The organism is Neobacillus sp., assembly GCF_031988165.1.
Lineage (GTDB): Bacteria > Bacillota > Bacilli > Bacillales > Cytobacillaceae > Neobacillus > Neobacillus rhizosphaerae.
Map to the genome: position 1 here is coordinate 1 of NZ_DALZYO010000027.1, position 24773 is coordinate 24773.

The following is a 24773-nucleotide window of genomic DNA, read 5'->3' on the forward strand; positions in this document are numbered from 1 at the left end:
TGCCCTAGAAAGAACCATTGATACCATCATCATAGGAAGAAATGTTGGTTGGAAATCGGAGGTCGAAATGAAAAAGTCTGATAAGCAAACCTTTATCCAAATTCCGTATTCGACATTTATTGAAATGATTCGATACAAGGCTGAACGGAAAGGAATTCAAGTCATCGACCGTGAAGAAAGCTATACGTCCAAATCTAGTTTCTTGAATCAAGACCCTATCCCAACTTTCGGAGATGATAACCATCCTAATTTTAGTGGGTATCGGTGTAGTAGAGCTTTTTATAAGATAAAAGGGTCGAAAGTTCTCATTCATGCAGATGTAAATGGCGCCTTTAATATTGTTCGCAAACATGTGAATCGTGCATTTGATGGACTAGAAAGAAATCATTTCCTTCAAGCCCCAAAGAAAATCAACATAATGAAGAAATGCAAAGCTGAAGGCCTCAGCCTGATGTATTAGCGGGACTTGTGGTAGCCCACGTAAAGACAATGCGGCTTTACAGCCTATTCTTTCGAAACCCCTAACTTTAGTTATGGGGATACTCATGTAGATAAAAAATGTCATCAGTCTATCGAATTTTGGTATGATCAAAAAAAGGTTCTTTTTTATCGTTTGGATGACAGTCGGATGCAGTGAAAAATAGCAGCAGGGCTCGGTTAAAAAAAATTCTAATCAAGAAGGTGTGGAAATGAGCTTAGTAGAAATAATTGTTTTAAATCAAGAAGATGCAAAATACGCTGAAGCCTATGGTGCCGATCGCCTCGAGTTAGTTTCAGCAATCGCTGAAGGCGGTTTGACACCAAGCTATGGAACGATAAAAATGGTCGTCGAGAGTGTAAAGATTCCTGTAATGGTCATGGTTCGTCCTCATAGCTATTCCTTTGTTTACCGTAGGAGTGAATGGGATGCCATTAGTGAGGATATAAAAAAAATTCAAGAGGTAGGTGCGGCGGGTGTCGTGTTTGGGGCGTTAACTGAAAAGCAAGCAGTTGATTTTGACATTCTCGGGATGGTGTTAGAAGAAGCGAAGGGGCTATCGTTAACCTTTCATCGTGCCATTGATCAAACAGATTCTCTGGAAGTATATAAGTCCCTTTGTCAATCTCCATATCATGTAGATAGGGTTTTAACATCGGGAGGGAAGCTGAGAGTACCAGAAGGTCTTGATTCATTAACAGGGATGATAGCGGAGTCAGGGAAAACCACTAACTCCCCAATAATCATGCCGGGTTCAGGCCTCTCTTCCAGAAATATAGAAGACATTCACCAACAGCTCCAGGCCTCCGAATACCATTTTGGCTCGGCCGTTAGAGTTGATGGAGACTTCCGCAAGAAGATTAACGGAGATGAAATCCAGCGGATCAAAAGGATCGTTAACTAATCTGGAATAAACAAATAAAAAAGAGTTGCTACTTTTATTAACCTAAGCAGCAACTCTTAATATTGATTAAACGATTTTATCAAAATGAACGCGTTTGTTAATAACATACATAATCGGCATACCGACCGCCATCACTACGAATTCACCAACTGCAGTCGTTAACCAGGTGAACATGAAAGGCATACCAAATGCCAAATGCAGTTCAATGGCAATCAAGAACATCGTGAACGTGAAAACGAGTGTATTCACGACCATCCGCGCCCAAATACCTTTGATAAGTCGTGCGCATGCAATTGTGATTAACAAGGCAATCAATGATTGGCCGACACCGAAGATAAGGTCGTATGCCTTCATCGGCGAGAAGAATAGATTCGTCAAAAATACACCTAAAATGATTCCATAAATGTACTTTTTGTTAAAAACGACCAGATGATTAAACATTTCTGAAACACGGAACTGGATTTGGCTAAAGCCAAATGGAGCGATAACGGCTGATACAGCAATGTACAAAGCGGCCACAATTCCGTTTACGACAATTCCATTCACTTTGTTGTGCTCTTTATCGGTTCCGTCAGTTCGAACAGAACTAGTGCCTGAATTAGCACCAATTGGTTGTGCTAATGTATTAGTTGTTTTTTCCATATTCATTTCTCCTTAGTTTTTTTACGTGGGAGGTTCTCGAACCACGTTTATTAATAATACATACAAAATTATATATTAATATAAATACAATCACTAGTCAATGAATGATAAATTTGACTTTAGAAATAAATGGTAAAGTGTCGATGTTTGAGCTTATTAATGAGTCTCCAAAATGGAATGATTCATCTGCTTTGCTGAAGAGAAAGGGGATGCAGTATGTTACACCATCTTGAAATCTATGTTTCAAACTTAAAAAAATCAATTGAATTTTGGGACTGGTTTTTATCTGAATTAGGATATGAACCATTCCAAAAATGGGATTCAGGCATCAGCTGGAAATATGGTGAAACCTATCTTGTTTTTGTTCAGACAGAAGAACGGTTTATGGATATTCCCTATCATCGCAGAAGAGTGGGGCTAAACCATCTTGCCTTTCATGCTGAATCCAAAGAGCAGGTCAATCAAATAACGGCTCAATTAAAGGAAAATGGGATTAACATTCTATACCAAGATAAACATCCTTTTGCCGGAGGGGACAGCCATTATGCCGTATATTTCGAAGATCCTGATAGAATCAAAGTGGAATTAGTCGCACCTGAAAAGAATAACAAAATTTACAATCAAAAAATATAGGAGAATTTGACATGGGAGAAGAAAAAATAAAGGATACACGAAAACAGGAGAAGTGTTTTTTTCAACAAAACCAACTGGACATGAAACATACTTTTGTTATGAAAAGTTGGTTTAAGAGTTCTCAGCCCCCAGTGAGATAAACACTAAACTACTGGGGGTGACCTCTTTCCAGCTATTAAGAAAGTGCCTTTAAGCCCATCACACCAATGAGAATCAAAACGACACTAAGAATGCGGCCCATGTTCTTCGATTCCCCAAAAAGATACATGTTAATTAATACTGCCCCTGCGGTACCAATTCCAACCCAAACGGTATAGGCGATACTTACTTGCAGATAGTGAAAGGATGTATATAGAAAAACAAATGAAGCTCCAAAGCCGCCAAGATAAAGGATACTATTTTTTACTGTTTTCCTTTGACTATACAAATTTAGCCCGGCAGCACCAGCGATTTCACTTGCAGCTGCTAAAAACACAAACAACCAGCCCATATTAAGCGGCCTCCTTCATCGTTTGTTTTTCTTCTTTGTTATCAGCGAGGTTTAAACCAATTACACCTAGTACTATAATTGCTATAAACAGAGCCTTTCCTATACTAAAGCTTCCTCCAAAAAGAAATACATCCATTAGCACTGTCCCGATGGTTCCTACACCTGCAAAAATCGCATATACAGTCCCGGTTGGAAGGCTTTTACACGCTTCAGGTAAGAAATGGAAATCGATAAATATAATTCCAATGACAATTACCCACTGCCACCATGTATCAGCTGTATTAAATCCATAAACCCAGAACAATTCAAATAAGCAGGTTAACATTACATAAATCCAGGCTTTATTCATTTTATTCACCTCTTGAAGACGCCTGTTTTGGCCTCGATATTATTCCCATTTCGAGACCTTCATATTATACTAGGATACCATATCATTCGAAAAAAGGTTTGAAAACACTACTTTAGTTGTTTGGAAACATTTGTGAGTTGGGAATAAGTGTGATTTATATCACGAACTGCTATCTACTATATCTTTATAATGATTTGAAACAAAGGAAAAATAAAAGTGGATGGTGAGGAAATTGGAATATAATTTTAAATCACTATATAGCGATATCGGTGGACAAGAAACGATTGATAAGCTGGTAAATGCCTTTTATCCGCGTGTGTATGCCGATCCTGAATTGGCTCCTTTATTTGAAGGAGATATGGAAGAAATTAAACGGAAGCAGCGGATGTTCCTGCCGCAATTTTTAGGTGGTCCTGCTCTTTATAGTCAGGAATTTGGACCACCAGCAATGAGAGAGCGGCATCTCCCCTTTGAAGTGACTCCTAGGAGAGCCGAATGCTGGCTTCGCTGCATGAAAGAAGCCTTTCAAGAAATTGGTCTTGATCAATATCCAGCGGGTCTTGCCTTCTACGATCGTTTAAAACAAGTGGCTGGAATAATGGTGAACAGTCCTGATTCCCAATAAGTATCAGTGGAAAATCCTGACCTATAATCTTCGAGGTTGAGGATTTTTTTGTTTCGGAAAAATTAGTAGATATGTTATAGTGTGGTTGTTTATAAGTGAGGAGGCCGCAAATTGAAAAATAATGACAATTGGTGGAAGAAAAGTGTTGTTTATCAAATTTATCCACGGAGCTTCAATGATTCCAATGGCGATGGAATTGGGGATATTAAGGGGATCATTGAAAAACTTGATTATTTAAAATTACTTGGTGTTGACGTGATTTGGTTAAGCCCGGTCTACGATTCACCGAATGATGATAATGGCTATGATATCCGAAATTATCAGAAGATCATGAATGAGTTCGGAACGATGGCAGATTTTGACCAGATGTTGGATGAACTGCATAAACGCGATATGAAGCTTGTCATGGATTTGGTGGTCAACCATACCTCTGATGAACATGAGTGGTTTGTTCAGTCGAAAAAATCAAAAGACAATCCATATCGCGATTATTATTTTTGGCGTGAGGGTAAAGGTGGAAAAGAACCGAATAATTGGGGCTCTATATTCAGTGGTTCTGCATGGGAATATGATGAACCATCCAATGAATATTACTTACATTTATTTTCGAAAAAGCAGCCTGACCTAAACTGGGAAAATCCGAAACTTCGGGAAGATGTCTACCAGATGATGAAATACTGGCTAGATAAAGGGATTGACGGCTTCCGGATGGACGTCGTTAATATGATTTCCAAGCAGCCTGGCTTGCCGGATGGTGTACAGAGCGAAGGGCAATTATATGGTGATGGCGGCCAATACTTTATGAATGGCCCAAGAATCCATGAATTTTTGCAAGAAATGAACCATGAGGTTTTGTCTAACTATCCAATAATGTCCGTTGGTGAAATGCCCGGCGCCACCCCAGAGGATGCCATTCTTTACACGGACCCTGACAGAAAAGAAGTCAATATGATTTTCACTTTTGAGCACATGGATTTAGACAGTGCCCCGGGCGGGAAGTGGAATTTAAAACCACTGAGTCTAGTCGAGTTGAAGGAAAACTTAACGAAGTGGCAGTCTGCTCTACATAACAAAGGATGGAACAGCTTGTATTGGAACAATCATGACCAGCCGCGGATTGTTTCCCGTTTCGGTGATGACCTAAAGTATCGTGTTGAATCAGCGAAAATGTTAGCAACCTGCCTTCATTTCATGCAGGGAACACCATATATTTATCAGGGTGAAGAAATCGGCATGACCAATGTGAAGTTTAACACCCTTGATGATTATCGAGATATCGAGACCATCAATATGTATAACGAGCGAAAGGCCTTAGGCTACAAACATGAGGAAATCATGACCTCGATTTATGCAAAAGGCAGAGACAATGCAAGAACGCCGATGCAATGGGATACTTCTGAGAATGGCGGCTTCACGTCAGGAATTCCCTGGATTAAGTCCAATCCGAGATACAAAGAGATTAATGTGAAAAATGCTTTAAATGATTCACAGTCAATTTTTTATTTTTATCAAAAATTGATTGCCTTACGCAAGGAAATGGATATTATCATTGATGGTGATTTTCAGCTATTGCTAAAGGATCATCCGGAAGTGTTTGCTTACGAAAGAACGTGGAAGGATGAAAGCCTCATCGTGCTCTGCAACTTTAGCGCAAACGAGTTAGTGATTGAGGATGAGGAACTTGTAAACAAATTTCCTGAATATTATCTTCTCCTTTCCAACTATGAAGCAGGAAAAACAACTAGATTGCGTCCATATGAGACAGTTGTACTGAAAAAGTAAAAAATCCCCTAAAAGCATCAGGAATTCCTGATGTTTTTTTCATTTATAAAGAATTTTTAACCTTGGACTTCAAGAAATGTCTAGCTCCAGGCGCCGATTGGCGGGCGCCTTGTGCTTTTCTAATAAAAAATGTTTGCGCATTCATTATGAAAGTGGTACTATGAATCTATCGATTAGTGCAAACGTTTTCGCTAACGATACATAACGAGAATAGGGGGTATTAGTAGATATTAACTGTAAAGTAAGATGAATTTTTATTGGTAAATAATGATTTATTACAGTTTTTCTGCTATTTTGTGCAAACGATTTCGTTGAAAACTAGAATAAAACAAGATTTTCTAAGATTACGAATGGGTGACCTAGATTTTTAAAAAATTTCTTATTTATACTTTAGTGCAAACGATTGCATTAGAAAAGCTTTACGTAAATCACAATGGGTTGTATTCGGATTTGCTTAGAATATCTAAATCACAATAACACATGATAAATCCATCTATGTTTTCCCACGTTGCACAAGCTATTAGATCACAAAAAATTCTTAATATGGGGGTAAATCATGAATAAGAAAAAATTATTTTCCGGAATTGGCGCCGGTGTTCTTTCCCTAAGTCTCCTTTTAACGGGCTGTGGAAATGCAGATAAAAGCGGCTCCAAAGAAGATTCAAAAGGTAATGTAACAATAGATGTATTCCAATTTAAAGTGGAATTTAAAAAGCAATTTGAAAAAGTAGCGAAAGAATATGAAAAAGAACACAAAGGTGTAAATATCAACATTACGACTGTTGGCGGCGGTGAAGATTACGGTGCAGCCCTAAAATCAAAATTTGCGTCAGGTAAAGAACCAGCCATCTACAATATCGGTGGACCGCAAGACGTAAAAGATTGGCAAAAAAAATTAGCTGACCTATCTGATACAGAAGCTTCAAAAGCAGCATTAAAAGGAACACTTGATGGCGTAACGAAAGATGGAAAAGTACTAGGATTGCCTTACAACCAAGAAGGTTATGGCTTCATTTATAACAAGGATGTTTTTAAAAAAGCAGGTATTGATCCAAAATCAATCAAGAGCTTTGCAGATCTTGAAAAGGCTGTAAAAACGTTAGATTCGAAGAAAAAAGACCTTGGTCTTGAAGCAGTATTTGCTCTACCTGGTAAAGAAACTTGGGTAACTGGCTTACACTTATCAAACACGTTCCTTGCACCAGAATTTGATAACAATGTGTTAAACGCATTTAACGCGAAAAAGGTTGATTTCAAATACGGTGATGCGTTCAAAAAAGTACTTGACCTACAAAACGATTATTCCGTGCAGCCGACTGTAAGTCTTGACTACTCTAAACAAGTTGAAGAATTATTCTCGCTTCAAAAGGTAGCAATGATTCAACAAGGTAACTGGGTATATGGTTCAATCGCAGGTATTGATCAAAAATTTGCTGATAACGGCATCGGCATTTTACCAATCCCTGTTGAAGGATATAAAGAAGATGCAATTCCGGTTGGAATCCCAATGTACTGGGGCGTAAACAGTAATAAAGATGAAAAAACTGTTGCTGAAGCGAAAAAATTCTTAGACTGGTTATACACTTCTGATAAAGGTAAAGAAACAGTAATTAATGATTTTAAATTTATTCCTGCCTATGATGGATATGATGCATCAAAAATCAGTGACCCGCTTTCTAAAGAAATTTATCAGTATGCACAAGATGGTAAGACAATTGGCTGGGCATTCATGGGTTATCCAACTAACTGGGGACAAAATGAGCTCGGAGTTCAAATTCAAAAATATTTGAGCAAAGAAGCTAAATGGGAAGATGTCGTAAAAACTACTCAAGCAGCTTGGGAGAAATCAAGAAATAAATAATACCCTCTGAACACAGATAATGGGTCCTACTTGTAAAAGTGAGGACCCATTATAAATTAGCAGAGAGGCAAGGGGCTGGTTCATAAGACGGCACTCTTGGTTTAACGCATTTCTTATCACTCAGCCCCTTTTCTTTCATATTATTTACAAACTTAAGAATTACATTGGAGGTTTTTACCATGATGCGTACTCGGGATTTATCCTACTGGTTGTTCTTAGCCCCAGTTCTTTTAGCATTGTCCATGGTGGTTATTATTCCGCTGGTATTTGGGATTTATTATTCATTCACAAACTGGAACGGAATTGAAGTGGGTGGATTTATCGGCTTTGAAAATTACCTTAATGTCTTTAAGGATAAGGAATTTTTAGACTCACTATGGTTCACGGTTAAATTTTCAGTTGTTTCTATTATTTTCATTAATTTCTTTGGCCTTGCATTAGCCCTTATCGTTACATCAAAAATTAAAACAAGTAAATTCCTCAGAACCATCTTTTTTATGCCAAACCTAATTGGCGGCCTTATTTTAGGCTTTATCTGGCAGTTTATATTTATCAAAGTATTTGCCGGGGTGGGAAATTTATTTGGCATTGAAAGTTTAGATGGCTGGCTCTCCACAACGCAAACAGGCTTTTGGGGCTTAGTGATCCTAATGAGCTGGCAAATGGCCGGATATATTATGGTCATTTACATTGCATACTTAGAAGGAGTACCAACTGAACTTATTGAAGCAGCTGAAATTGACGGCGCTAGCCCATTCCAGCGTCTTCGCTACATCGTGTTTCCACTTGTAGCTCCTGCTTTTACCGTTAGTATGTTTTTAACCTTATCAAATACCTTTAAGCTCTACGACCAAAACCTATCACTAACAGCAGGGGGACCATTCAATTCCACACAAATGGTGGCGATGGAAATTTTTAAAACGGCCTTTGGTGAAAGTGAAATGGCTTATGCTCAGGCAAAAGGAGTAATCTTCTTTATCATTGTTGCAGCGATTTCGTTAACGCAAGTGTACATCAATAAGAAAAGGGAGGTAGAAATGTAATGGGACGAAAATATAAATGGCCGTTGGAGATTATCGGTGTGGTATTAGGTCTCATATGGCTCTCTCCTTTTTATTTAATGATTGTGAATTCGTTTAAATCGAAAAAGGAAATTTTTGCAGATACATTAAAGCTCCCTGAAGCATTCAATTTTGATAACTACATTGAAGCCTTTAACGAACTGGATTTTTTAAAGACATTCTTAAACTCAGTCATTATTACCGTTGTAAGTGTTGTGGTTATTATCGTGTTTTCTTCAATGGCAGCCTACGCACTTTCAAGAAATAAAAGCAAAATGAGTACGATTGTCTTCTTTATGTTTGTGGCAGCGATGCTGATTCCGTTTCAATCGGTCATGATTCCGCTCGTCACGATTTTTGGGAAAGTTGAATTGTTAAATCGTGTGGGGATCATTTTTATGTATTTAGGATTTGGCGCAAGTCTATCGATCTTTTTATACCATGGTACTTTAAGCGGGATTCCAAAATCCTTGGATGAAGCCGCGACCATTGATGGAGCCAATCGTTTTCAAATCTTTTGGTATATCATCTTTCCAATGTTAAAACCGATTACCGTTACGGTAGCGATTTTAAACACCATTTGGATTTGGAATGACTACTTACTCCCATCTCTTGTTATTAACCAAGAGGGTATGGAGACGATTCCGTTAAAAATGTTCTTCTTCTTTGGTGAGTATACGAAGCAATGGCATTTAGCATTGGCAGGCCTAACGATTGCGATTATTCCAGTCATTATTGCTTACTTCTTTGCACAGCGGGAAATTATCAAAGGAATTTCCGAGGGTGCTGTTAAATAAGAAACGATCTTTTATATAATGTTAAAAAAAGGAACATTGAGAAATAGGGGGAAGTAATGGTGGTAACAATTAAAGATGTGGCTAGGGAAGCGAATGTAGCACCTTCGACGGTTTCACGGGTTATTGCTAATAATCCTCGTATCAGTGAAAAAACAAAGAAACGTGTAAAAGAGGTAATGAATCAGTTAGGGTATTATCCTAATTTACAAGCACGTAGCTTAGTTGCTAAAAGCACTCAAACCATCGGAGTGATCATGCCCAATTCGGTCTACCATGCCTTTCGAAATCCATTCTTCCCTGAAGTTTTAAGAGGAATTAGTATGAAAGCCCATGAAAGCAAGTACGGGATTTATCTCTCAACTGGTTCAACAGAGGAGGAAATTCATGAAGAAGTACTTTCCATGGTAAATGGGCGGCGCGTTGATGGAATTGTACTTCTGTATTCACGGGTAAATGATCGAACAATGAACTATCTTGAGGAATCTGGATTTCCTTTTACCGTTGTCGGAAGGCCGAGTATGAATGAAGAAAGAATTACTTATGTTGATAATGATAATATTTTTATTACTAAACAAGTAACCAATTATCTCATCGAGCTTGGTCATAAGAATATAGCCTTTGTGGGCGGTAATCTAGACTTTGTTGTAACCATTGACCGTTTAAATGGCTACAACATGGCCTTAATGGAAGCGGGACTTCCGGTCACAGATGCGTATTTTGTCCATGAAAAATTTGTCAACGAAAAAGGAAAGGATGCCATCCGCACCTTAGTAGAATTAGAGGTCCCACCAACCGCGCTTGTCACACAGGATGATTTAATGGCATATGAAATTATTAGTCATTTAGAGAAGTTAAATATAAAAGTACCTGACGATATTTCCATCGTCAGCTTCAATAACCTTTCGTTATCGGAGCATTCAAAGCCTCCATTAACTTCAGTGGATATCGGTACCTTTCAATTAGGCCATGTAGCAACAAAATGCTTGATTGAAAAAATTGAAAATCCAGAGACATTACCCATACGAATCACGATTCCTACCAGGCTGATAGAACGGAAATCATGTGCTGTTAAAAAATAACCTTTGGATGGAATGTGAAGAATCAACATAAAAAGAATTAGTGAGGATTTAACATGAATAAATTATGGTGGAAAGAAGCAGTTGCCTATCAGATCTATCCCCGCAGCTTTATGGATTCCAATGGGGATGGAATTGGTGATATACCGGGAATAATCGCTAAACTTGATTATTTAAAGGATTTAGGAATTGATGTCATTTGGATCAGCCCAATGTATCAGTCACCCAATGATGATAATGGCTATGATATCAGCGATTATCAGGAAATTATGGCCGAGTTCGGGACAATGGCCGATTTTGATCTGCTGTTAAAAGAAACACATCAACGCGGAATGAAATTGATTTTGGATTTAGTCATCAACCATACAAGTGATGAGCATCCATGGTTTATCGAATCCCGCACCTCGAAAAACAATCCTAAGCGGGATTGGTACATTTGGCGGGATGGTAAGGAACACAAAGAACCGAATAACTGGGAAAGTATCTTCGGCGACTCTGCATGGAAATTCGACGAACAAACTGGACAATATTTCATGCATATCTTTTCAAAAAAGCAGCCTGACCTTAATTGGGAAAATGAAGAAGTTCGGAAGGCGCTTTATGAAATGGTTAACTGGTGGCTTGATAAAGGGATAGACGGTTTCCGCGTGGATGCGATCAGTCACATCAAGAAGGAAGCAGGTCTTAGGGATATGCCGAATCCAGAAGGGCTGCCATTTGTTTCATGCTTTGAAAAAATGATGAATGTCGATGGAATTCATACGTTTTTACAAGAGTTAAAGGACGAGACGTTTTCTAAATATGACATTATGACCGTAGGCGAAGCGAACGGAGTTACGGTTGATGATGTTGGTGATGTTGAGCAATGGGTCGGTGAAAGTTCAGGAAAGTTCAATATGGTCTTTCAATTTGAGCATCTTGCTCTTTGGGATGCTGAAACGAAAAAAGAACTAGATATTGTCGAGTTAAAGGATGTTCTATCCCGCTGGCAAAAAGGGTTAGAAGGTAAGGGATGGAATGCCTTATTTATCGAAAACCATGATAAAGCACGTATAGTCTCCACATGGGGAAATGATCAGGAGTACTGGCGTGAAAGTGCTACAGCGTTTGCGGCGATGTATTTTCTTATGCAAGGGACACCGTTTATCTATCAAGGTCAAGAAATTGGCATGACTAATGTTCAATTTGACTCGATTGATGATTATGATGATGTTTCGGCGAAAAATATGTACCGTTTAAAACGAGCGAACGGGGTTTCACACGAGGAAATTATGGAAATCATCTGGGGGTCAGGTCGTGATAATTCACGTACGCCAATGCAGTGGTCGGATGAAGAGAATGCGGGTTTTAGCAATGGAACACCTTGGTTGAAGGTGAATCCGAATTACAAGGATATCAATGTCGAAGGACAGTTAAAAGACGCTGACTCGATTTTAAATTTTTACAAAAAAATGATTCGCTTGAAGAAAGAGAATGCCGTGTTTACTTACGGTACCTATGATTTGATCCTTAAAGAGGATCCACAAATCTATGCCTATACTCGGACATCAAATGAGGAAAAGGTAATTGTCATCACAAACCTTTCCCCAGAACCAGCAGAAATCACGGATGTTTCCTTAGAATATCAGAAATTGCTGTTGAATAACTATGTAGTTTCTGAACATGATCCCCTTCAACAGCTTTCATTGAAGCCGTACGAGACTAGAGTATATCGTGTTTAGTGATAATTAAGAAAAGACGATTCGGAAGCCGAATCGTCTTTTTGCAGAGTTTTTAAGCCATAGCCTTTGGATTTTGCTTGCCTTCACGATTGTTGTTGAACTTTCTAATGAAAGGAACAACCCATCTGTCTAACCCGATTCTTCCAGCGTTATATCCAGCAGTCAAGATGATGAAGCCAAGGAAAATGTCTGTTGGGTTATGAGATACTGTACCTGCTAGGAAGAAAGAGAAGTTCATCACTAAACCAAAGAACATAGCTGCTGTCGTTAAACAGCCCAAGAGAAGTCCTAAGCCTATTAATGTTTCACCCCAAGGAACGATGAAGTTAAAAAAGTCAACGTTCGGAAGTGCAAAGTTTTTCAAGAATTCAACATACCAGCCGTAAACCACTGCACCGTCCGGCCCTTTAACGGGGTTAGCTGTTACACCTTTTAAAAACCCTGCAGCATCAAAGCCGCCTGTTATTTTGTGTAAACCTGCTGTGAACCAAGAATATCCGAGGTATAAACGTATGACTGTTAGGAGGACGGCAGAGATTTTATTCTCTCTTAAAAATTTGTTAAACATCTTTCATTCCGCCTTTCATATTTTAATTGTTTCTTTCTAATACCAATATATAGCATTCTAATATAAAAAACATGGATATAGTGAAAAGTTCAAAGTTTGTTCGAAATTTTTTGACAAATAAATGAACAGCCAGAAAATGAATCTATGTAAAGTGTTGTGTAGATAGTTGGAAGAAAATCATTAGGAACTCCTACTCCGAAATAATCATAGAAAAGACATAAAATATGTAATCGCTTCCAATCGATTCAAGCCTATAGTTGTCAAAAAAATGGATTTTTGTTATTTTAAAGGAGAAACATTATTTTTTTATCATCTTACTCTACCAAAAGCAACAATTTAAGGGAGAAAACAAACATGGGGACCACAAAAATAATAAACCGTAAACTTACGTGGATACTCATCTTTAGTTTGATTATCTTTACATAGCTGCTAGATGTGGTCATCACTAATCTTTTCCCAGACCTTAAACTCTTAAAGTATGCTTCTATTATTGTACTAATTGGAATTCTTCCATTTTTTATTAGCACAATAAACGTGATAATGAAAATGGATGAAGAGCTTCAAGTGAACAAACTAAAATTGAAGAATATTTTTGATACTCTTGATGTCGCCATTTGGTCCCATGATTTAAAATCAGATACGCTCTTAATTACTCCTGGGATTGAAAAATTGTATGGATATTCATATATTGATTTTTATAAAGACCTTGAGCTTTGGAAGAAAGTGATCTATCCAGATGATTTACATGTCTTATCTCATAGAGAAAAGAAATTAGCTGCCGGGGAAACCGTTACAAGTGAATACCGGATAATCCGTCCTGATGGGGAAGTGCGATGGATCCAGGACAGAGGTTTTCCAATGTTGGATAAAAACGGAAAATTCGTTGATTTTAATAGTGTCTTGTTTGATATTACTGATCGCAAGGAAAGTGAAGACCGATACCGTAGTTTAGTAGAAATGTCACCTGACCTTATTGCTGTAATAGGCAGTAAAAAAGTGGAATATATGAATGAAGCCGGATGGAGATTAGTTGGGGCATCAAGCCCTGATGAAGTAATTGGTGAGTCTGCTTTGAAATTTGCTTCATCACACATTATTAAGACTATTAGAAAGAAAGTAGGCCGGATTGATCGCGGAGAACTAGAAAGGGTAAGAGTTGAATTTCAGGTGAAACGGCTCGATGGAGAACCCATTGATGTGGAAATGACCACTACGCCCATCCTTTATGAGGGCAGATTAGCCGTTCAAGTAGTCGGCAGGGATATTACTGAGCGAAAGAAAGCTGAGAAAACGATTCAACATATGGCGTTTTATGATACGTTGACGGGTTTGCCCAATCGAAATAGGTTTAGGCATTATCTTAACACCGTTCTAAGCAACCACGAAAATAAAATTCTAGCTGTCTTATTTTTAGATTTGGATCGTTTTAAAATTATTAATGATACGAAAGGGCATACGGTTGGGGATTTCATTCTCCAAAAGGTTGCCCGTCGATTAGAAATGGCCGTTCAAAATGAAGGGTTTATCTCAAGGCAGGGCGGGGACGAGTTTATTATTTTGCTAGAGGATATCGATAAGGAAAAGGTCACCGAGGTGGCAAGGCGAATCCTGAATGAATTCTCTCATTCGCTAGAAGTGAATAACCAGGAGTTTTATGTCACTCCAAGTATTGGAATCAGTATGTACCCAACTGATGGCACTGACGAGGAAACCTTAATAAAAAATGCTGATACGGCTATGTACCTTGCCAAAGAAAGAGGGAATAATTTTTGCTTCTATTCCTCCAATTTGAATGGGATATCAATCCGGAAAATGGAACTGGAAAATGGCTTAAGAAAGGCATTAGAGCGGGGCCAATTGATGCTTTATTATCAGCCACAAGTGTCACTACTAACAAGAGAAATTGTCGGAATAGAGGCCTTAATTCGCTGGCACCATCCGGAACATGGCTTCATTGCTCCTTCTGAATTTATTCCATTAGCAGAGGAAACTGGACTGATTGTCCCAATCGGAAAATGGGTGATAACAGAAGCTTGCAAACAAAGAAAGGCTTGGGAGAAAGCTGGTTACCGTGACTTCCCAATCGCTGTTAATGTTTCCGTCCGTCAATTTGAGGATGACCAATTCATCGAATATATTCTAGAAGTTTTGGATGACACTGGCCTGGCAGCAAACCAACTGGAGCTGGAGATTACCGAAAGTATTATGCAGAACCCTGAGAATTCCATGATTATCTTAAATCAATTGAAAGAACTGGGCGTGATGCTTTCGATTGATGATTTTGGAACCGGTTATTCTTCTTTAAGCTATTTAAAGCATCTCCCGATTGATAAAATCAAAATCGATAAATCATTTGTGGATGATTTGCTCTATGATGCAAATCAAGGTGTCATGGTGAAAACGATTATTGATATGGGCTTGAATTTGAATTTTACTGTGATCGCTGAGGGAATCGAAACAGAGGAGCAGCTTTCTTTTTTAAAGAAGAATGGATGCAGGATTGGTCAGGGTTATTTATTTAGTAAACCGATTCCAACTGAGCAAATGGACGAATTTCTTTTATATACGAATAGAAAAAGTGGTATCCCAATTTAATCGGGATACCACTTATCTACGTTATGCGCGTATCTGCACTTTCCTTGAGTGCTCCCACGGCTTCATGAGCCAGCGTCTTAAGGCGAAGCAGCCGCGCAGCCATTCATCGGCCCCTTGGGCGAGCCAAATGCCTAATAGTCCAAACCCATAGTGAACCCCAAGCAGGTAGCTAAGGGCAACTGCTATCCCCCACATCGATATCATTCCTATGATGACAGGAAACCGGACATCTCCTGCTGACTTGAGTGAACTCATCAAGACGATATTCATAGCCCTGCCTGGTTCAACAAAGACAATTGCCCATAAAACAGGCAGACCAATAGTAATGATGCTAGGGTCTTTTGTAAAAGTCTCCAAAATGGGTGAACCAATCAAAGCGATAACTAATGATGTCAGTGACGAGGCAATCATGGCAATTTTTAAGGTACGAATCCCACGCTTTAGTGCCCGATGAAACTGTCTGCCACCAATGTACCGTGCCACAAGCAGCTGCGTTCCTTGGGCAATTGCCAAAGTGAATAAAAAACAAACCATATTAATATTTAATATATAGACACGTGCTGCAAGGGAAGCCGTACCCATCGAGACTACAAAGCTAGTAATCACGAGCTGAGATAATTGATAGGATAGATTTTCTCCTGCGGAGGGGATCCCGATGGAAAGCAATCGCTTGATATCCTCTTTTTTTGCCTTAAAAATATCTTTTACTGTCAGCTTTAATGAAAGTCTGTTATATACCAAATAGATTAAAGCACATACAGCAAATGCCCGTGCAATAACAATTGCCCACGAAACACCAACTACACCTGTAATCGGCAAGCCGAAAATCCCCGAAATGGCGATGATATTTCCGCCAACACTGATCATGTCCATAACCACTGTCACAACCATTGATTCCTTCGTGTACCCATGACTGCGCAGGACAGCACTTAACGCAAGTGAAATCGATTCAAAAAAAAGGGAAATACCGCAAATACGGACAAATGTCAGACCGTATTCGAATACTTTTCCTTGAATGTCGAATAAACGTAAAAGCTGTTCTCCAAAAAGGAAAACGATAACAGATACGGCAATCCCAAACCAAACATTCAAGCCGAATACAGAGCGGGATAATTGCCTACCCTTTTTCAGTTGTCCTGCTCCTAGACTTTGACTGATCAAGACGGTTGCTCCGATCGAAGTAACCGTGAAAACTAAGATGAAAATATTCAATAGCTGATTCGCAACACCTACTCCTGCTGCGGCGGCATCCGAGTAGTGACTTAACATAAATGTCGCAATAATGCCCATGCCCATATGAAGAGCCAGTTCAATAAAGAGTGGCCAAGAGATACTAAAAAGGGATTGTTCTTGATATGTGTTAGCTTTTTCTTCCAAAGATAATACTCCTTTGCCCTTTTAACTTATTAAAAATATAAATTCCATTTTACACCTAAATGAACAAGAAAAAAATAGAAAATTTATCGCCAATCTCTTTAAGGGAAATGGTATTGATACATAGGAACTCTCCTTCTAAAAAAGAAAAGCGCTGAAATCCAGCGCTTTTCTTTTTAATAGATTCGGATGTTTCCACTGGTGACATCCAGCTCAATCTTGTATTTACCGGAGCCATGTGTACCTTTGATGGATTTCTTGTTCAGGTCCTTCGTTGTTAATGGAAAGTCGCATGAAATATTGCCGCTGCTTACATCACCGTTTAAAGTGAAGTCAGCATTGTCAGGTAAGTCAAGTCCGACATTTCCTGAGGTTACATCCATTTGTATGGAATCGATTAACTTATCTAGTTGAATATTCAGCCTGCCGGATGATACATCCGCTCTTATTGCCCCAGTATAATGCTTGATATCAAGGTTGCCAGAGGCAATATCAAAAGTGCCTGTTTTCGTTTTTAATGAATCGATGTCCACATTTCCTGATCCGCCATCATGTCCAAACTGCTTCACATTTAGGTTTTTGAGATTCATGTTGCCAGATCCGATATTTATCGTTAATTCATCTAATTTTACCGGCTTGTTTTTTGACTCCCCGGAAAAGTCCAAATTCCCAGAGCCTAAATCAATGAACATGCTGCGGTTATAATCTTTAGGAATGTAGATTTTTAGCTTACTCTTATCGGAGAAGGAGCCCCAGTCGAACCAATTAAAGCCCTTGCTTTTTAGCGTAACTTCCACTGTATCTCCATCTTCCTTAACCGTTAACTTTCGTTTTCCAGTATAAACAGCTTTCAAATCTTTGCGGTCTTCGGGAATTATCGTTGTACTTCCACTCGAAATATCAATATTAATCGTGCTGATACCATTTGAAATAGCAGCATGCCCGTCTTTGTTGCTATTGTCGCTAAATACATTAAAATGAACGGACTGATTAAACACAATATATAAGCCGGTAATCACCAATAAAAGTATCAAAATTCTTTTCAATTTTTCCATCCCCTTTGCTTCCTTAATCCTTCTATATATAGGATAAGAATTCCTCTCGCATTCCTCTATGTACCGGGGATTTATTTTTCGCTACGACTTGAGGCGTATTTTTATTGGAAATCTGCTTTATTTTAACAAATAAGGAAAGTTTGAGCTTCGAGAAATGTCCAGCTCCTGGTGCCTTGCGCTTTTCTTATTACCTTCGGAAGCGTCCCATTACTTCTAACGTTTGGGTAATGTTGACAAAAGCATTCGGATCAATCCCCCTAATGGTATGCTTTGTTTCACTAAGTTCAAATTTCGTGATGACAGTTGTTAATACCTTTTTAGGTTTGTGGGTATAGGCCCCTTCTGCATCCGTGATCGTAACTCCTCGGACATGCAGGTGGATTAATGCTTCACAAAGTTCTTCATACTTTTCCGTCACTATCGTTAAGGTTAATTTGTTCTGAGTGGTATACACCATATCAACTGCACGGCCGGCAACATAAATTGCAATAATCGTATATAATGTGATATTCCATCCGAAAATTACACCAGAAATACCCACCACCAAAAGATTCATACAAGTATTTAAAAATCCAACCTGCATATTCTTTTTCTTTGAAAGAGTAAGACTGATGATATCGGTTCCACCAGTCGAACCGCCAAACCGAATCAAAATGCCAACAGCTATCCCATACAAGGCACCGCCAATGATCGAGGATAGAAGAATATCATGACTGATGGGATGGACCGGGATAAACTTCATACTTAGCGATAGAACGACTACAGCATAAATGGTTAACAAGATAAATCTTTTTCCCAAGTATTTAAGACCTAAAACAAATAAGGGAATATTAATGATGAGAATAATCCAGCCTGTATTGATATGGATAAAATGATGAATAAAGAAGGCAATCCCAGTTACTCCGCCCGAAGCCAATTTATGTGGGATGAGAAAGGTATTAAAGGCAAAGCCGAAAAGTAATGCACAAGCTCCAGTGACAATGATTTGAAAGATTAGACGTAACAAAATAAACACCTCAATGATTTTTTTCTCATGGAAGATTTTATGCCTTTTGTTAGCTTTAGTCAATTCAGTTTGTCTTAGTAATAATACTTTGAAAAGAAAGTTAAATGGAAAAATTCCTCGCCAATTGCCCTGTAATCCGCTACAATAACTTCAATCGAATATAACGTTCAAAAAACTCAACGGTTTCTTTCGATTTCCGAAAGATATATCCTTCAATGGGGCTGTTATCTCTGTAACTTTTTTTCCGGCCGAAGTGGCTGTTCCTGTAGTTGTCGGCATGCTTTTCCAACAAGTACTCGCCTCATTGAATGGACATTTTCTTGATAGGTATTATAATAGTAAGTTGGAAAAACAAGAATCTGTTGCTTTATAGAGAAAGAAGGGGTTTCAAAATATGGTTGATTTCACAAAAAAAGAGGGCGGCTTTCTAGCAGGAGTCCAGGGCGTTCAGTGGGCTGTCTTTATGCTGACAAACATTATTGCCGTTCCTGTAGTGGTAGGTGCTGCCTTCCATATGTCACCTGCTGACATTTCAACCTTTATGGAAAGAATGCTATTTGTCAGCGGTGCGGCCACATTGATTCAAATTTTCTTTGGCCACCGTCTTCCTGTTGTCGAAGGAGCAGCAGGTATGTGGTGGGCCATCTTTATCCTGCTTGGAACGATGAGTGCTCCGGGAGATCAGGGTCTTTTGCTACAGCAATTAGAAATGGGCCTCATCATTGCCGGGATATTCTTAGCCGTCTTAGGATTTTTACCGATCATTGAAAAGGTGCGCAATTTATTTACACCAATTGTGACTGGAGTATATTTAATCTTACTCGTTAGTCAGTTGAGCGGTTCTTTTTTTAAAAGTATCCTCGGAATAACCGCAACAGGCCAGTTAAGTGGGAAAATTACCTTTATTTGTTTCATTGAAATTATTATTATTTTAACGATTTCCCTCAAAGTAAGCGGTATTTTAAAAAGCATGGGGCCACTAATTGGGATTGTTGTCGGTTGGATGTTGTTTCATTTATTTGGATTGATTCATCAGGGTAAAGTATATGAGCCGTCCAGTTGGTTCACATTACCAAAGCTACTTGACTGGGGGATGCCTCAATTTGATTTAGGGATTGTCCTGACGTCGATTATTACCTCTGTTGTGCTTATTTCAAATGTGATTGCCAGCATTTTAGTCGTGGGTATTGCCTTAGAAAAAGAAGTGAAGCCCAAACAGTATCAAAAGGGGATTTTCGGCAATGGGGTTAACTTATTTGTTTCCGGAATCTTTTCCGTTGTTGGAGTTGTGCCTTTATCGGTTTCAGCTGGATTTATTAGCACAACGGGAATAAAAAGGATGCGCCCGCTGATTATCGGGGCAGTATTGATTATGGTCGCTGGGTTTTTCCCGTATATCGGCGGATTTTTATCGACCCTGCCATTAGAAGTTGCCTACGCCTCTTTATTTATTCCTTTTTCACAAATGATGGGTTTTGGTATTCGCGATCTTATGGGACAGGAGCCGTCCGCGCGAAATCTATTGGTCATCGGCCTTTCGCTCATGGTAGGAATCGGCATGATGTTCCTGCCTCCTGAAAGCTTTGGAAGTGTCGCACCATGGCTGCGGAACATCGTTTCCAATGGCTTGCTCGTAGGACTGATTTTTTGTCTATTGCTTGAACATGCGATTTTTCGAGAAAAGAAGGATGCAGTAGGTATAAATTAATAGGTAAAAATCCCTTCGCCATTATGGTGAGGGGAATTTTTTTTGCCAAAATTAATATTCATAAATTTGAACGCATAGTGCTCCACGGAAGACTTCGTTCGTATTTCCATCGCAGATGAATCTATTCATTAAACTACGTTTTGTCTTCGCTAGTCGGTCAGTTTTCTTAATGAAATTTTTCTAGATATATTCTTTGAGATATAATGGAATTACTTTTAAAAATCAGATTGAAATGGGGGATACGAATGGGAAAGCTTTTTGTCGATAAAACGATTGAAATCAATGCTCCGGTGGGACAGGTGTGGGCTGCTCTGACAAAGGCGGAACATACAAATCAATGGGCGCTTGAGTTTTCAAGTGGTGGCCCAGAGTTCCATATCGAATCAACATGGGAACTTAGCAGTCCGGTTCTTTGGAAGGGGCAAGACGGTATGGTCATTGTCGAAGGGAATGTAACGGCTGTTGAGCAAAACAAATTACTACGGTTTACCGTGTTTGATGTTCGAAGTGAGGAAAAAGCGCTAGTGTCAGATGAAGACGGTATTACTTTTGAGTTATCAGAAGAAAATGGCAAAACGACCCTTCATATTTTACAAGGGGATTTCTCAGTGATGACCGATGGTGAGAAATATAGAAATGCAAGTGCCGAGATTTGGGACAAGGTGCTGCCGAAGGTAAAAAAGATAGCGGAACAAAACTAACTCATATTTTTATGAAAAAATTAATTACTTCTTAGGCTAGGTAAATGATGCACCTAGCTCTTTTTATTGTGTTAAACTTTTAAAAAAAAGGAGAAGGCTCTAAATGAATATAATTGACTTACATTGTGATGCATTGATGAAACTTCAAGAAGCTAAAGGTGCTTTACGATTTACGGATGCGCCAGAACTCCAGACGAATAAAACAAGATTACAGCTTGGACAAGTCAAGGTACAATGTTTTGCCATTTTTATTGAACCAGAAATTAAGGGCGATCAGAAATTTCAGGTTGCCCTCGAGCAAATTGATTATTTTTACAAGGAAGTGCTTGGGAAAAATCCAGATATGGTCCATTTGAAGGAGTGGGAAGATTTTGATCAGTTAAAGCTTGGACAAATTGGTGCGCTGCTAACACTTGAAGGTGTGGATGCGGTCGGCAATGATTTAACAAAGTTACATATTCTTTATCAGTTGGGTGTTCGCTCCGTTGGTCTGACCTGGAATCATGCAAATCTTGCCGCAGATGGGGCTGAGGAACCACGCGGCGGGGGGCTGACACGGTTTGGAAAAGAAATTGTTGCCTTTAATAACAAACATCAAATCCTAACAGATGTGTCGCATTTAAGTGACAAAGGGATTTGGGAGGTTATTGAATTAGCCAAGTATCCGATTGCCAGTCACTCCAATGCAAGAGCGCTTTGTAGTCATCCGCGAAATTTAACGGATGAACAAGCTGTAGCGATGTTTAACCAGGGCGGTTTGATTCATGTTGTCTACCATCCTCCGTTTGTAAAAGAATCTGGTGAGGTGACAATCCCTGATCTAGTAAAGCATATCGATCATTTCTGTTCATTAGGTGGTGTGAGGCAAGTTGGTTTAGGGTCGGACTTCGATGGAATTTCGACCTTTATCACGGATTTAGAAGATGCATCTAAGAGTCAAAATCTCATAAATGAACTGTTAAAACACTTTAAAGAAGAAGAGGTAAGGGGCTTTGCCAATCAAAACTTCCTTGACCATCGGCCGGGGATAGGAAGATGAAAGCTAGAGAAAAAGGAATCACTGTTGGCAAGCTGCCAACGGGTGTGAAAAACTGTATTACAGACGTCGAGGGTGTTAAGGTTGGTCATGTGACACTGGATTTACCTCTAGATGAATTTGGTAATGATTATGCCTGTACAGGTGTAACGGCGATTTTGCCACATGGAGGGAATTTGTTTAATGAAAAAGTAACAGCAGCGAGTTATGTCATAAACGGATTTGGGAAGACGACTGGCCTTGTGCAGCTAAATGAATTAGGTGTGCTCGAATCGCCGATTATGTTGACGAATACATTTGCAGTACCTGCTGTGACCCAAGGGACACTTGAGTACATGCTTGGGGAAAATCCAGAAATCGGCGATACCACTGGGACCATCAATATTGTTGTTGGGGAATGCAATGACAGCTATTTAAATTCAATTCGACTGTTCCCAGTTAAACCGGAACACGCGAAAGAGGCAATTATGAATGCTTCCGGTCATCAAGCAAGGGAAGGGGCTGTTGGTGCCGGTAAGGGAATGATTTGCTTTGGTTATAAGGGTGGAATCGGTTCTTCATCACGGGTTGTTGAAGATTACACCGTTGGCTGTTTAGTTCTTAGTAATTTTGGTGAAATGGAGGAATTTCGGGCTTTTCAATATGATGGTAAGACCGGACTTTCCGAAACAGCCGATGGTTCGATTATTATCGTGCTGGCAACAAATGCCCCGTTAAGTGACCGTCAGTTGCAGCGGGTTGCGAAACGCTGCGGAATTGGACTTGGCAGAGTAGGCAGTCATTTTAGCCATGGCAGCGGTGATATTGTCATTGCATTTTCAACTGCAGAGAAAATTCCCCACTTTGCTGAGGAATTGACGGAAACGCGGATACAGATTCGAGAAGATTCTCTGGTTATGAACCAACTTTTTACCGCGGCAGCAGAGGCGGTTGAAGAAGCAATCTTAAATTCACTTTCACAAGCAGTCACCACAAAGGGCAGAGCAGGACGAGTTGTAAATCATCTTAACTTTTTGAAAGAGGAATAGAAACACTGTACTTTACAATAAAAGAGAAAGCAGAATTCCACAACTTTTCTTTAAAAGGTCTTATTATATTCAGCTCATCAACGAATTTAAAGGATATATCAGCGAATATGTTACTTTTATCAGCGGATTGAAGGGTAATTGTCAGATCGTCCTTAAAGTTCAATAAAAGTAACAATCTATGAAATAAGAGCCTTAAGATAAAAAATAATCCTGATAAAATAAGCTATAATAGGCTCTATTAAGATAGTAGAAGGAGTGATGAAATAAGTGTATTTAACAGTAGAGGAAACGGCTGATTATTTATCGGTATCTGTACCATACGTGGAGAGTTTAATTTTACAAGGAAAAATCCGAGTTTTACGTGACAGTGAAGGTGAAGTATTGGTCTACAAGGAACAATTCAAGACACATTTTGAACAGCTTAAGAAATATAAAAACTTAGTGGAAGAATTGGCGAATGAACCAATTCCTGAAGATAAAGATATTAAAGATGAAGATTAAGGTTTTATTTGCCAGGAGGATAAGAAAACTTTGGTCGAAAAAAAGAGCTTGGAACCCAAGCTCTTTTTTTGTTCCCATTATGATTAAATCACGTAAAGAAATACTGATAAGAAATGTGCTAAGCTGCCAAGCAGAATGAAAATATGGAAGATTTCGTGGAAGCCAAAATATTTAGATTCCAAAAACTTAGGCTTTGCTCCATAAATGACTCCGCCAATTGTATAGAAGATTCCACCTAGCACCAATAAAAACAATCCCATCGGATTTAAACTTCCTGCAAGTGGTGAAAATACAAAAACAATCATCCAACCCATGGCAAGGTATAATGCTGTAGAAATCCAGCGGGGGCAATTGAACCAAACCATTTTGAACACAACACCACTGATGGCAACGCCTGAGATAATCGAAAACAGAATCGCACCCGTTTTTCCGTTCAAACTAATGAAGCAAAAAGGCGTATACGTGCCAGCAATTAAAATAAAAATCATCGAATGATCGAGCCGCCGTAGGAAGGCAATCACTTTGTCCTTGGCTATTACCATGTGATAGGTGGCTGAAGCGGAATAAAGCAGAATCATACTTACGCCGAAAATAATGACTGCGGTGATTGCCAGTGGTGACGGAGTTGTTAGTGATACCTTGATGACCATCGCCAGAAGTCCAACAAAAGATAATATTGCCCCGGCTAAATGAGTGAATCCATTGATTGGTTCCCGAATGTAACTGTTCATTATATATGCCCCCTTAACACGATATGTAGTTTCAATAACTACATATAATGA

The 24773-nt window shown here is 39.1% G+C and carries 24 protein-coding genes, 1 pseudogene and 1 riboswitch; of the genes and pseudogenes, 17 read left to right on the forward strand and 8 right to left on the reverse strand.

Going from position 1 to position 24773, the window contains the following annotated elements; translation table 11 throughout:
• Both RTR43_RS16355 and RTR43_RS16360 read left to right on the forward strand, forming a co-directional pair.
• Nucleotides 1-460 (forward strand): zinc ribbon domain-containing protein (locus tag RTR43_RS16355; RefSeq protein ID WP_312473295.1); only part of this gene is annotated, 460 nt, incomplete at its 5' end.
• A 229-nt stretch (nucleotides 461-689) separates the two neighbouring features.
• Complete coding sequence (locus RTR43_RS16360) at nucleotides 690-1382, forward strand: copper homeostasis protein CutC (protein ID WP_312473296.1); 693 nt, start codon at nucleotides 690-692, stop codon at nucleotides 1380-1382.
• A 66-nt stretch (nucleotides 1383-1448) separates the two neighbouring features.
• Here the strand turns inward: RTR43_RS16360 and RTR43_RS16365 are convergent, their stop codons facing one another.
• Nucleotides 1449-2024: a QueT transporter family protein gene (locus RTR43_RS16365; protein ID WP_312473297.1), complete on the reverse strand. Its 576-nt coding sequence runs from the start codon at nucleotides 2022-2024 to the stop codon at nucleotides 1449-1451.
• Between the two features lie 6 nt (nucleotides 2025-2030).
• Nucleotides 2031-2075: riboswitch (PreQ1 riboswitch) on the reverse strand.
• Nucleotides 2076-2240: 165 nt separating this feature from the next.
• Here RTR43_RS16365 and RTR43_RS16370 point away from each other — a divergent pair.
• Nucleotides 2241-2657, forward strand: coding sequence for a VOC family protein (locus RTR43_RS16370; RefSeq protein ID WP_312473298.1), 417 nt, complete (start codon nucleotides 2241-2243; stop codon nucleotides 2655-2657).
• Between the two features lie 175 nt (nucleotides 2658-2832).
• On the opposite strand, the gene RTR43_RS16375 is transcribed toward RTR43_RS16370, so the two are convergent.
• Complete coding sequence (locus RTR43_RS16375; protein WP_312473299.1) at nucleotides 2833-3147, reverse strand: DMT family transporter; 315 nt, start codon at nucleotides 3145-3147, stop codon at nucleotides 2833-2835.
• Nucleotide 3148: 1 nt separating this feature from the next.
• Nucleotides 3149-3496 (reverse strand): DMT family transporter, encoded by a 348-nt coding sequence (locus tag RTR43_RS16380; protein WP_248737148.1) that lies wholly within the window; start codon nucleotides 3494-3496, stop codon nucleotides 3149-3151.
• Between the two features lie 220 nt (nucleotides 3497-3716).
• On the opposite strand from RTR43_RS16380, the gene RTR43_RS16385 reads away from it, so the two are divergent.
• The 7 genes from RTR43_RS16385 to RTR43_RS16415 all read left to right on the forward strand — a co-directional run bounded on the left by RTR43_RS16385 (nucleotide 3717) and on the right by RTR43_RS16415 (nucleotide 12419).
• Nucleotides 3717-4121 carry a globin domain-containing protein gene (locus tag RTR43_RS16385; protein WP_396954593.1) on the forward strand — a complete coding sequence of 135 codons (405 nt, stop codon included), beginning with the start codon at nucleotides 3717-3719 and terminating at the stop codon, nucleotides 4119-4121.
• 111 nt (nucleotides 4122-4232) lie between these two features.
• Nucleotides 4233-5903: a glycoside hydrolase family 13 protein gene (locus tag RTR43_RS16390; RefSeq protein ID WP_312473301.1), complete on the forward strand. Its 1671-nt coding sequence runs from the start codon at nucleotides 4233-4235 to the stop codon at nucleotides 5901-5903.
• Between the two features lie 556 nt (nucleotides 5904-6459).
• Nucleotides 6460-7764 (forward strand): ABC transporter substrate-binding protein, encoded by a 1305-nt coding sequence (locus RTR43_RS16395; RefSeq protein WP_248737145.1) that lies wholly within the window; start codon nucleotides 6460-6462, stop codon nucleotides 7762-7764.
• A 182-nt stretch (nucleotides 7765-7946) separates the two neighbouring features.
• Nucleotides 7947-8807 carry a carbohydrate ABC transporter permease gene (locus RTR43_RS16400; RefSeq protein WP_248737195.1) on the forward strand — a complete coding sequence of 287 codons (861 nt, stop codon included), beginning with the start codon at nucleotides 7947-7949 and terminating at the stop codon, nucleotides 8805-8807.
• Nucleotides 8807-9622, forward strand: a complete 816-nt coding sequence (locus tag RTR43_RS16405; protein ID WP_312473302.1) for a carbohydrate ABC transporter permease — start codon at nucleotides 8807-8809, stop codon at nucleotides 9620-9622. Before RTR43_RS16400 ends, RTR43_RS16405 begins: the two co-directional genes overlap by 1 nt.
• 56 nt (nucleotides 9623-9678) lie before the next feature.
• Nucleotides 9679-10701 carry a LacI family DNA-binding transcriptional regulator gene (locus RTR43_RS16410; RefSeq protein WP_312473303.1) on the forward strand — a complete coding sequence of 341 codons (1023 nt, stop codon included), beginning with the start codon at nucleotides 9679-9681 and terminating at the stop codon, nucleotides 10699-10701.
• Nucleotides 10702-10754: 53 nt separating this feature from the next.
• The gene (locus RTR43_RS16415; RefSeq protein WP_312473304.1) at nucleotides 10755-12419 is read left to right on the forward strand and encodes a glycoside hydrolase family 13 protein; all 1665 of its coding nucleotides are present in this window, start codon (nucleotides 10755-10757) and stop codon (nucleotides 12417-12419) included.
• 52 nt (nucleotides 12420-12471) lie between these two features.
• Here RTR43_RS16415 and RTR43_RS16420 read toward each other — a convergent pair whose 3' ends face one another.
• Complete coding sequence (locus RTR43_RS16420; RefSeq protein ID WP_312473305.1) at nucleotides 12472-12987, reverse strand: DoxX family membrane protein; 516 nt, start codon at nucleotides 12985-12987, stop codon at nucleotides 12472-12474.
• A 546-nt stretch (nucleotides 12988-13533) separates the two neighbouring features.
• Between RTR43_RS16420 and RTR43_RS16425 the strand changes: the two genes are divergently transcribed.
• Nucleotides 13534-15582, forward strand: a complete 2049-nt coding sequence (locus RTR43_RS16425; protein WP_312473306.1) for a putative bifunctional diguanylate cyclase/phosphodiesterase — start codon at nucleotides 13534-13536, stop codon at nucleotides 15580-15582.
• 21 nt (nucleotides 15583-15603) lie between these two features.
• Here RTR43_RS16425 and RTR43_RS16430 read toward each other — a convergent pair whose 3' ends face one another.
• The 3 genes from RTR43_RS16430 to RTR43_RS16440 all read right to left on the reverse strand — a co-directional run bounded on the left by RTR43_RS16430 (nucleotide 15604) and on the right by RTR43_RS16440 (nucleotide 19017).
• Nucleotides 15604-16959: an MATE family efflux transporter gene (locus tag RTR43_RS16430; RefSeq protein WP_312473307.1), complete on the reverse strand. Its 1356-nt coding sequence runs from the start codon at nucleotides 16957-16959 to the stop codon at nucleotides 15604-15606.
• A 173-nt stretch (nucleotides 16960-17132) separates the two neighbouring features.
• A complete protein-coding gene (gene liaG, locus RTR43_RS16435) occupies nucleotides 17133-18011 on the reverse strand; it encodes a LiaG family protein (protein WP_312473308.1) in 879 nt (292 codons plus the stop codon).
• Between the two features lie 187 nt (nucleotides 18012-18198).
• Nucleotides 18199-19017 carry a YitT family protein gene (locus RTR43_RS16440; RefSeq protein WP_312473309.1) on the reverse strand — a complete coding sequence of 273 codons (819 nt, stop codon included), beginning with the start codon at nucleotides 19015-19017 and terminating at the stop codon, nucleotides 18199-18201.
• A 217-nt stretch (nucleotides 19018-19234) separates the two neighbouring features.
• Here RTR43_RS16440 and RTR43_RS16445 point away from each other — a divergent pair.
• The 6 genes and pseudogenes from RTR43_RS16445 to RTR43_RS16470 all read left to right on the forward strand — a co-directional run.
• Nucleotides 19235-19390, forward strand: a pseudogene (locus tag RTR43_RS16445) (bile acid:sodium symporter family protein); the annotation flags it as partial.
• Nucleotides 19391-19411: 21 nt separating this feature from the next.
• Complete coding sequence (locus tag RTR43_RS16450) at nucleotides 19412-20725, forward strand: purine/pyrimidine permease (protein WP_312473310.1); 1314 nt, start codon at nucleotides 19412-19414, stop codon at nucleotides 20723-20725.
• Between the two features lie 245 nt (nucleotides 20726-20970).
• A complete protein-coding gene (locus RTR43_RS16455) occupies nucleotides 20971-21426 on the forward strand; it encodes an SRPBCC family protein (RefSeq protein ID WP_312473311.1) in 456 nt (151 codons plus the stop codon).
• 103 nt (nucleotides 21427-21529) lie between these two features.
• Nucleotides 21530-22465 (forward strand): dipeptidase, encoded by a 936-nt coding sequence (locus RTR43_RS16460; protein WP_312473312.1) that lies wholly within the window; start codon nucleotides 21530-21532, stop codon nucleotides 22463-22465.
• A complete protein-coding gene (locus RTR43_RS16465) occupies nucleotides 22462-23490 on the forward strand; it encodes a DmpA family aminopeptidase (RefSeq protein ID WP_312473313.1) in 1029 nt (342 codons plus the stop codon). Before RTR43_RS16460 ends, RTR43_RS16465 begins: the two co-directional genes overlap by 4 nt.
• A gap of 267 nt (nucleotides 23491-23757) precedes the next feature.
• Entirely contained in the window at nucleotides 23758-23991 is a 234-nt protein-coding gene (locus RTR43_RS16470; RefSeq protein WP_312473314.1) for an excisionase family DNA-binding protein, read from the forward strand.
• Nucleotides 23992-24074: 83 nt separating this feature from the next.
• On the opposite strand, the gene trhA is transcribed toward RTR43_RS16470, so the two are convergent.
• On the reverse strand, nucleotides 24075-24722 hold the full coding sequence (trhA, locus tag RTR43_RS16475; protein ID WP_312473315.1) for a PAQR family membrane homeostasis protein TrhA: 648 nt from the start codon (nucleotides 24720-24722) through the stop codon (nucleotides 24075-24077).
• Nucleotides 24723-24773: the final 51 nt, after the last annotated feature.

Bases quoted from the DNA above. Each gene is read 5' to 3' on its own strand.
- RTR43_RS16455 (WP_312473311.1), top strand. From the start codon at position 20,971: ATGGGAAAGCTTTTTGTCGATAAAACGATTGAAATCAATGCTCCGGTG.
- trhA (WP_312473315.1), bottom strand. From the start codon at position 24,722: ATGAACAGTTACATTCGGGAACCAATCAATGGATTCACTCATTTAGCC.
- RTR43_RS16395 (WP_248737145.1), top strand. From the start codon at position 6,460: ATGAATAAGAAAAAATTATTTTCCGGAATTGGCGCCGGTGTTCTTTCC.
- RTR43_RS16425 (WP_312473306.1), top strand. From the start codon at position 13,534: ATGGATGAAGAGCTTCAAGTGAACAAACTAAAATTGAAGAATATTTTT.
- RTR43_RS16450 (WP_312473310.1), top strand. From the start codon at position 19,412: ATGGTTGATTTCACAAAAAAAGAGGGCGGCTTTCTAGCAGGAGTCCAG.
- RTR43_RS16400 (WP_248737195.1), top strand. From the start codon at position 7,947: ATGCGTACTCGGGATTTATCCTACTGGTTGTTCTTAGCCCCAGTTCTT.
- RTR43_RS16365 (WP_312473297.1), bottom strand. From the start codon at position 2,024: ATGGAAAAAACAACTAATACATTAGCACAACCAATTGGTGCTAATTCA.
- RTR43_RS16465 (WP_312473313.1), top strand. From the start codon at position 22,462: ATGAAAGCTAGAGAAAAAGGAATCACTGTTGGCAAGCTGCCAACGGGT.
- RTR43_RS16380 (WP_248737148.1), bottom strand. From the start codon at position 3,496: ATGAATAAAGCCTGGATTTATGTAATGTTAACCTGCTTATTTGAATTG.
- RTR43_RS16360 (WP_312473296.1), top strand. From the start codon at position 690: ATGAGCTTAGTAGAAATAATTGTTTTAAATCAAGAAGATGCAAAATAC.
- RTR43_RS16375 (WP_312473299.1), bottom strand. From the start codon at position 3,147: ATGGGCTGGTTGTTTGTGTTTTTAGCAGCTGCAAGTGAAATCGCTGGT.
- RTR43_RS16370 (WP_312473298.1), top strand. From the start codon at position 2,241: ATGTTACACCATCTTGAAATCTATGTTTCAAACTTAAAAAAATCAATT.
- RTR43_RS16420 (WP_312473305.1), bottom strand. From the start codon at position 12,987: ATGTTTAACAAATTTTTAAGAGAGAATAAAATCTCTGCCGTCCTCCTA.
- RTR43_RS16415 (WP_312473304.1), top strand. From the start codon at position 10,755: ATGAATAAATTATGGTGGAAAGAAGCAGTTGCCTATCAGATCTATCCC.
- RTR43_RS16460 (WP_312473312.1), top strand. From the start codon at position 21,530: ATGAATATAATTGACTTACATTGTGATGCATTGATGAAACTTCAAGAA.
- RTR43_RS16410 (WP_312473303.1), top strand. From the start codon at position 9,679: ATGGTGGTAACAATTAAAGATGTGGCTAGGGAAGCGAATGTAGCACCT.
- RTR43_RS16405 (WP_312473302.1), top strand. From the start codon at position 8,807: ATGGGACGAAAATATAAATGGCCGTTGGAGATTATCGGTGTGGTATTA.
- RTR43_RS16385 (WP_396954593.1), top strand. From the start codon at position 3,717: ATGGTGAGGAAATTGGAATATAATTTTAAATCACTATATAGCGATATC.
- liaG (WP_312473308.1), bottom strand. From the start codon at position 18,011: ATGGAAAAATTGAAAAGAATTTTGATACTTTTATTGGTGATTACCGGC.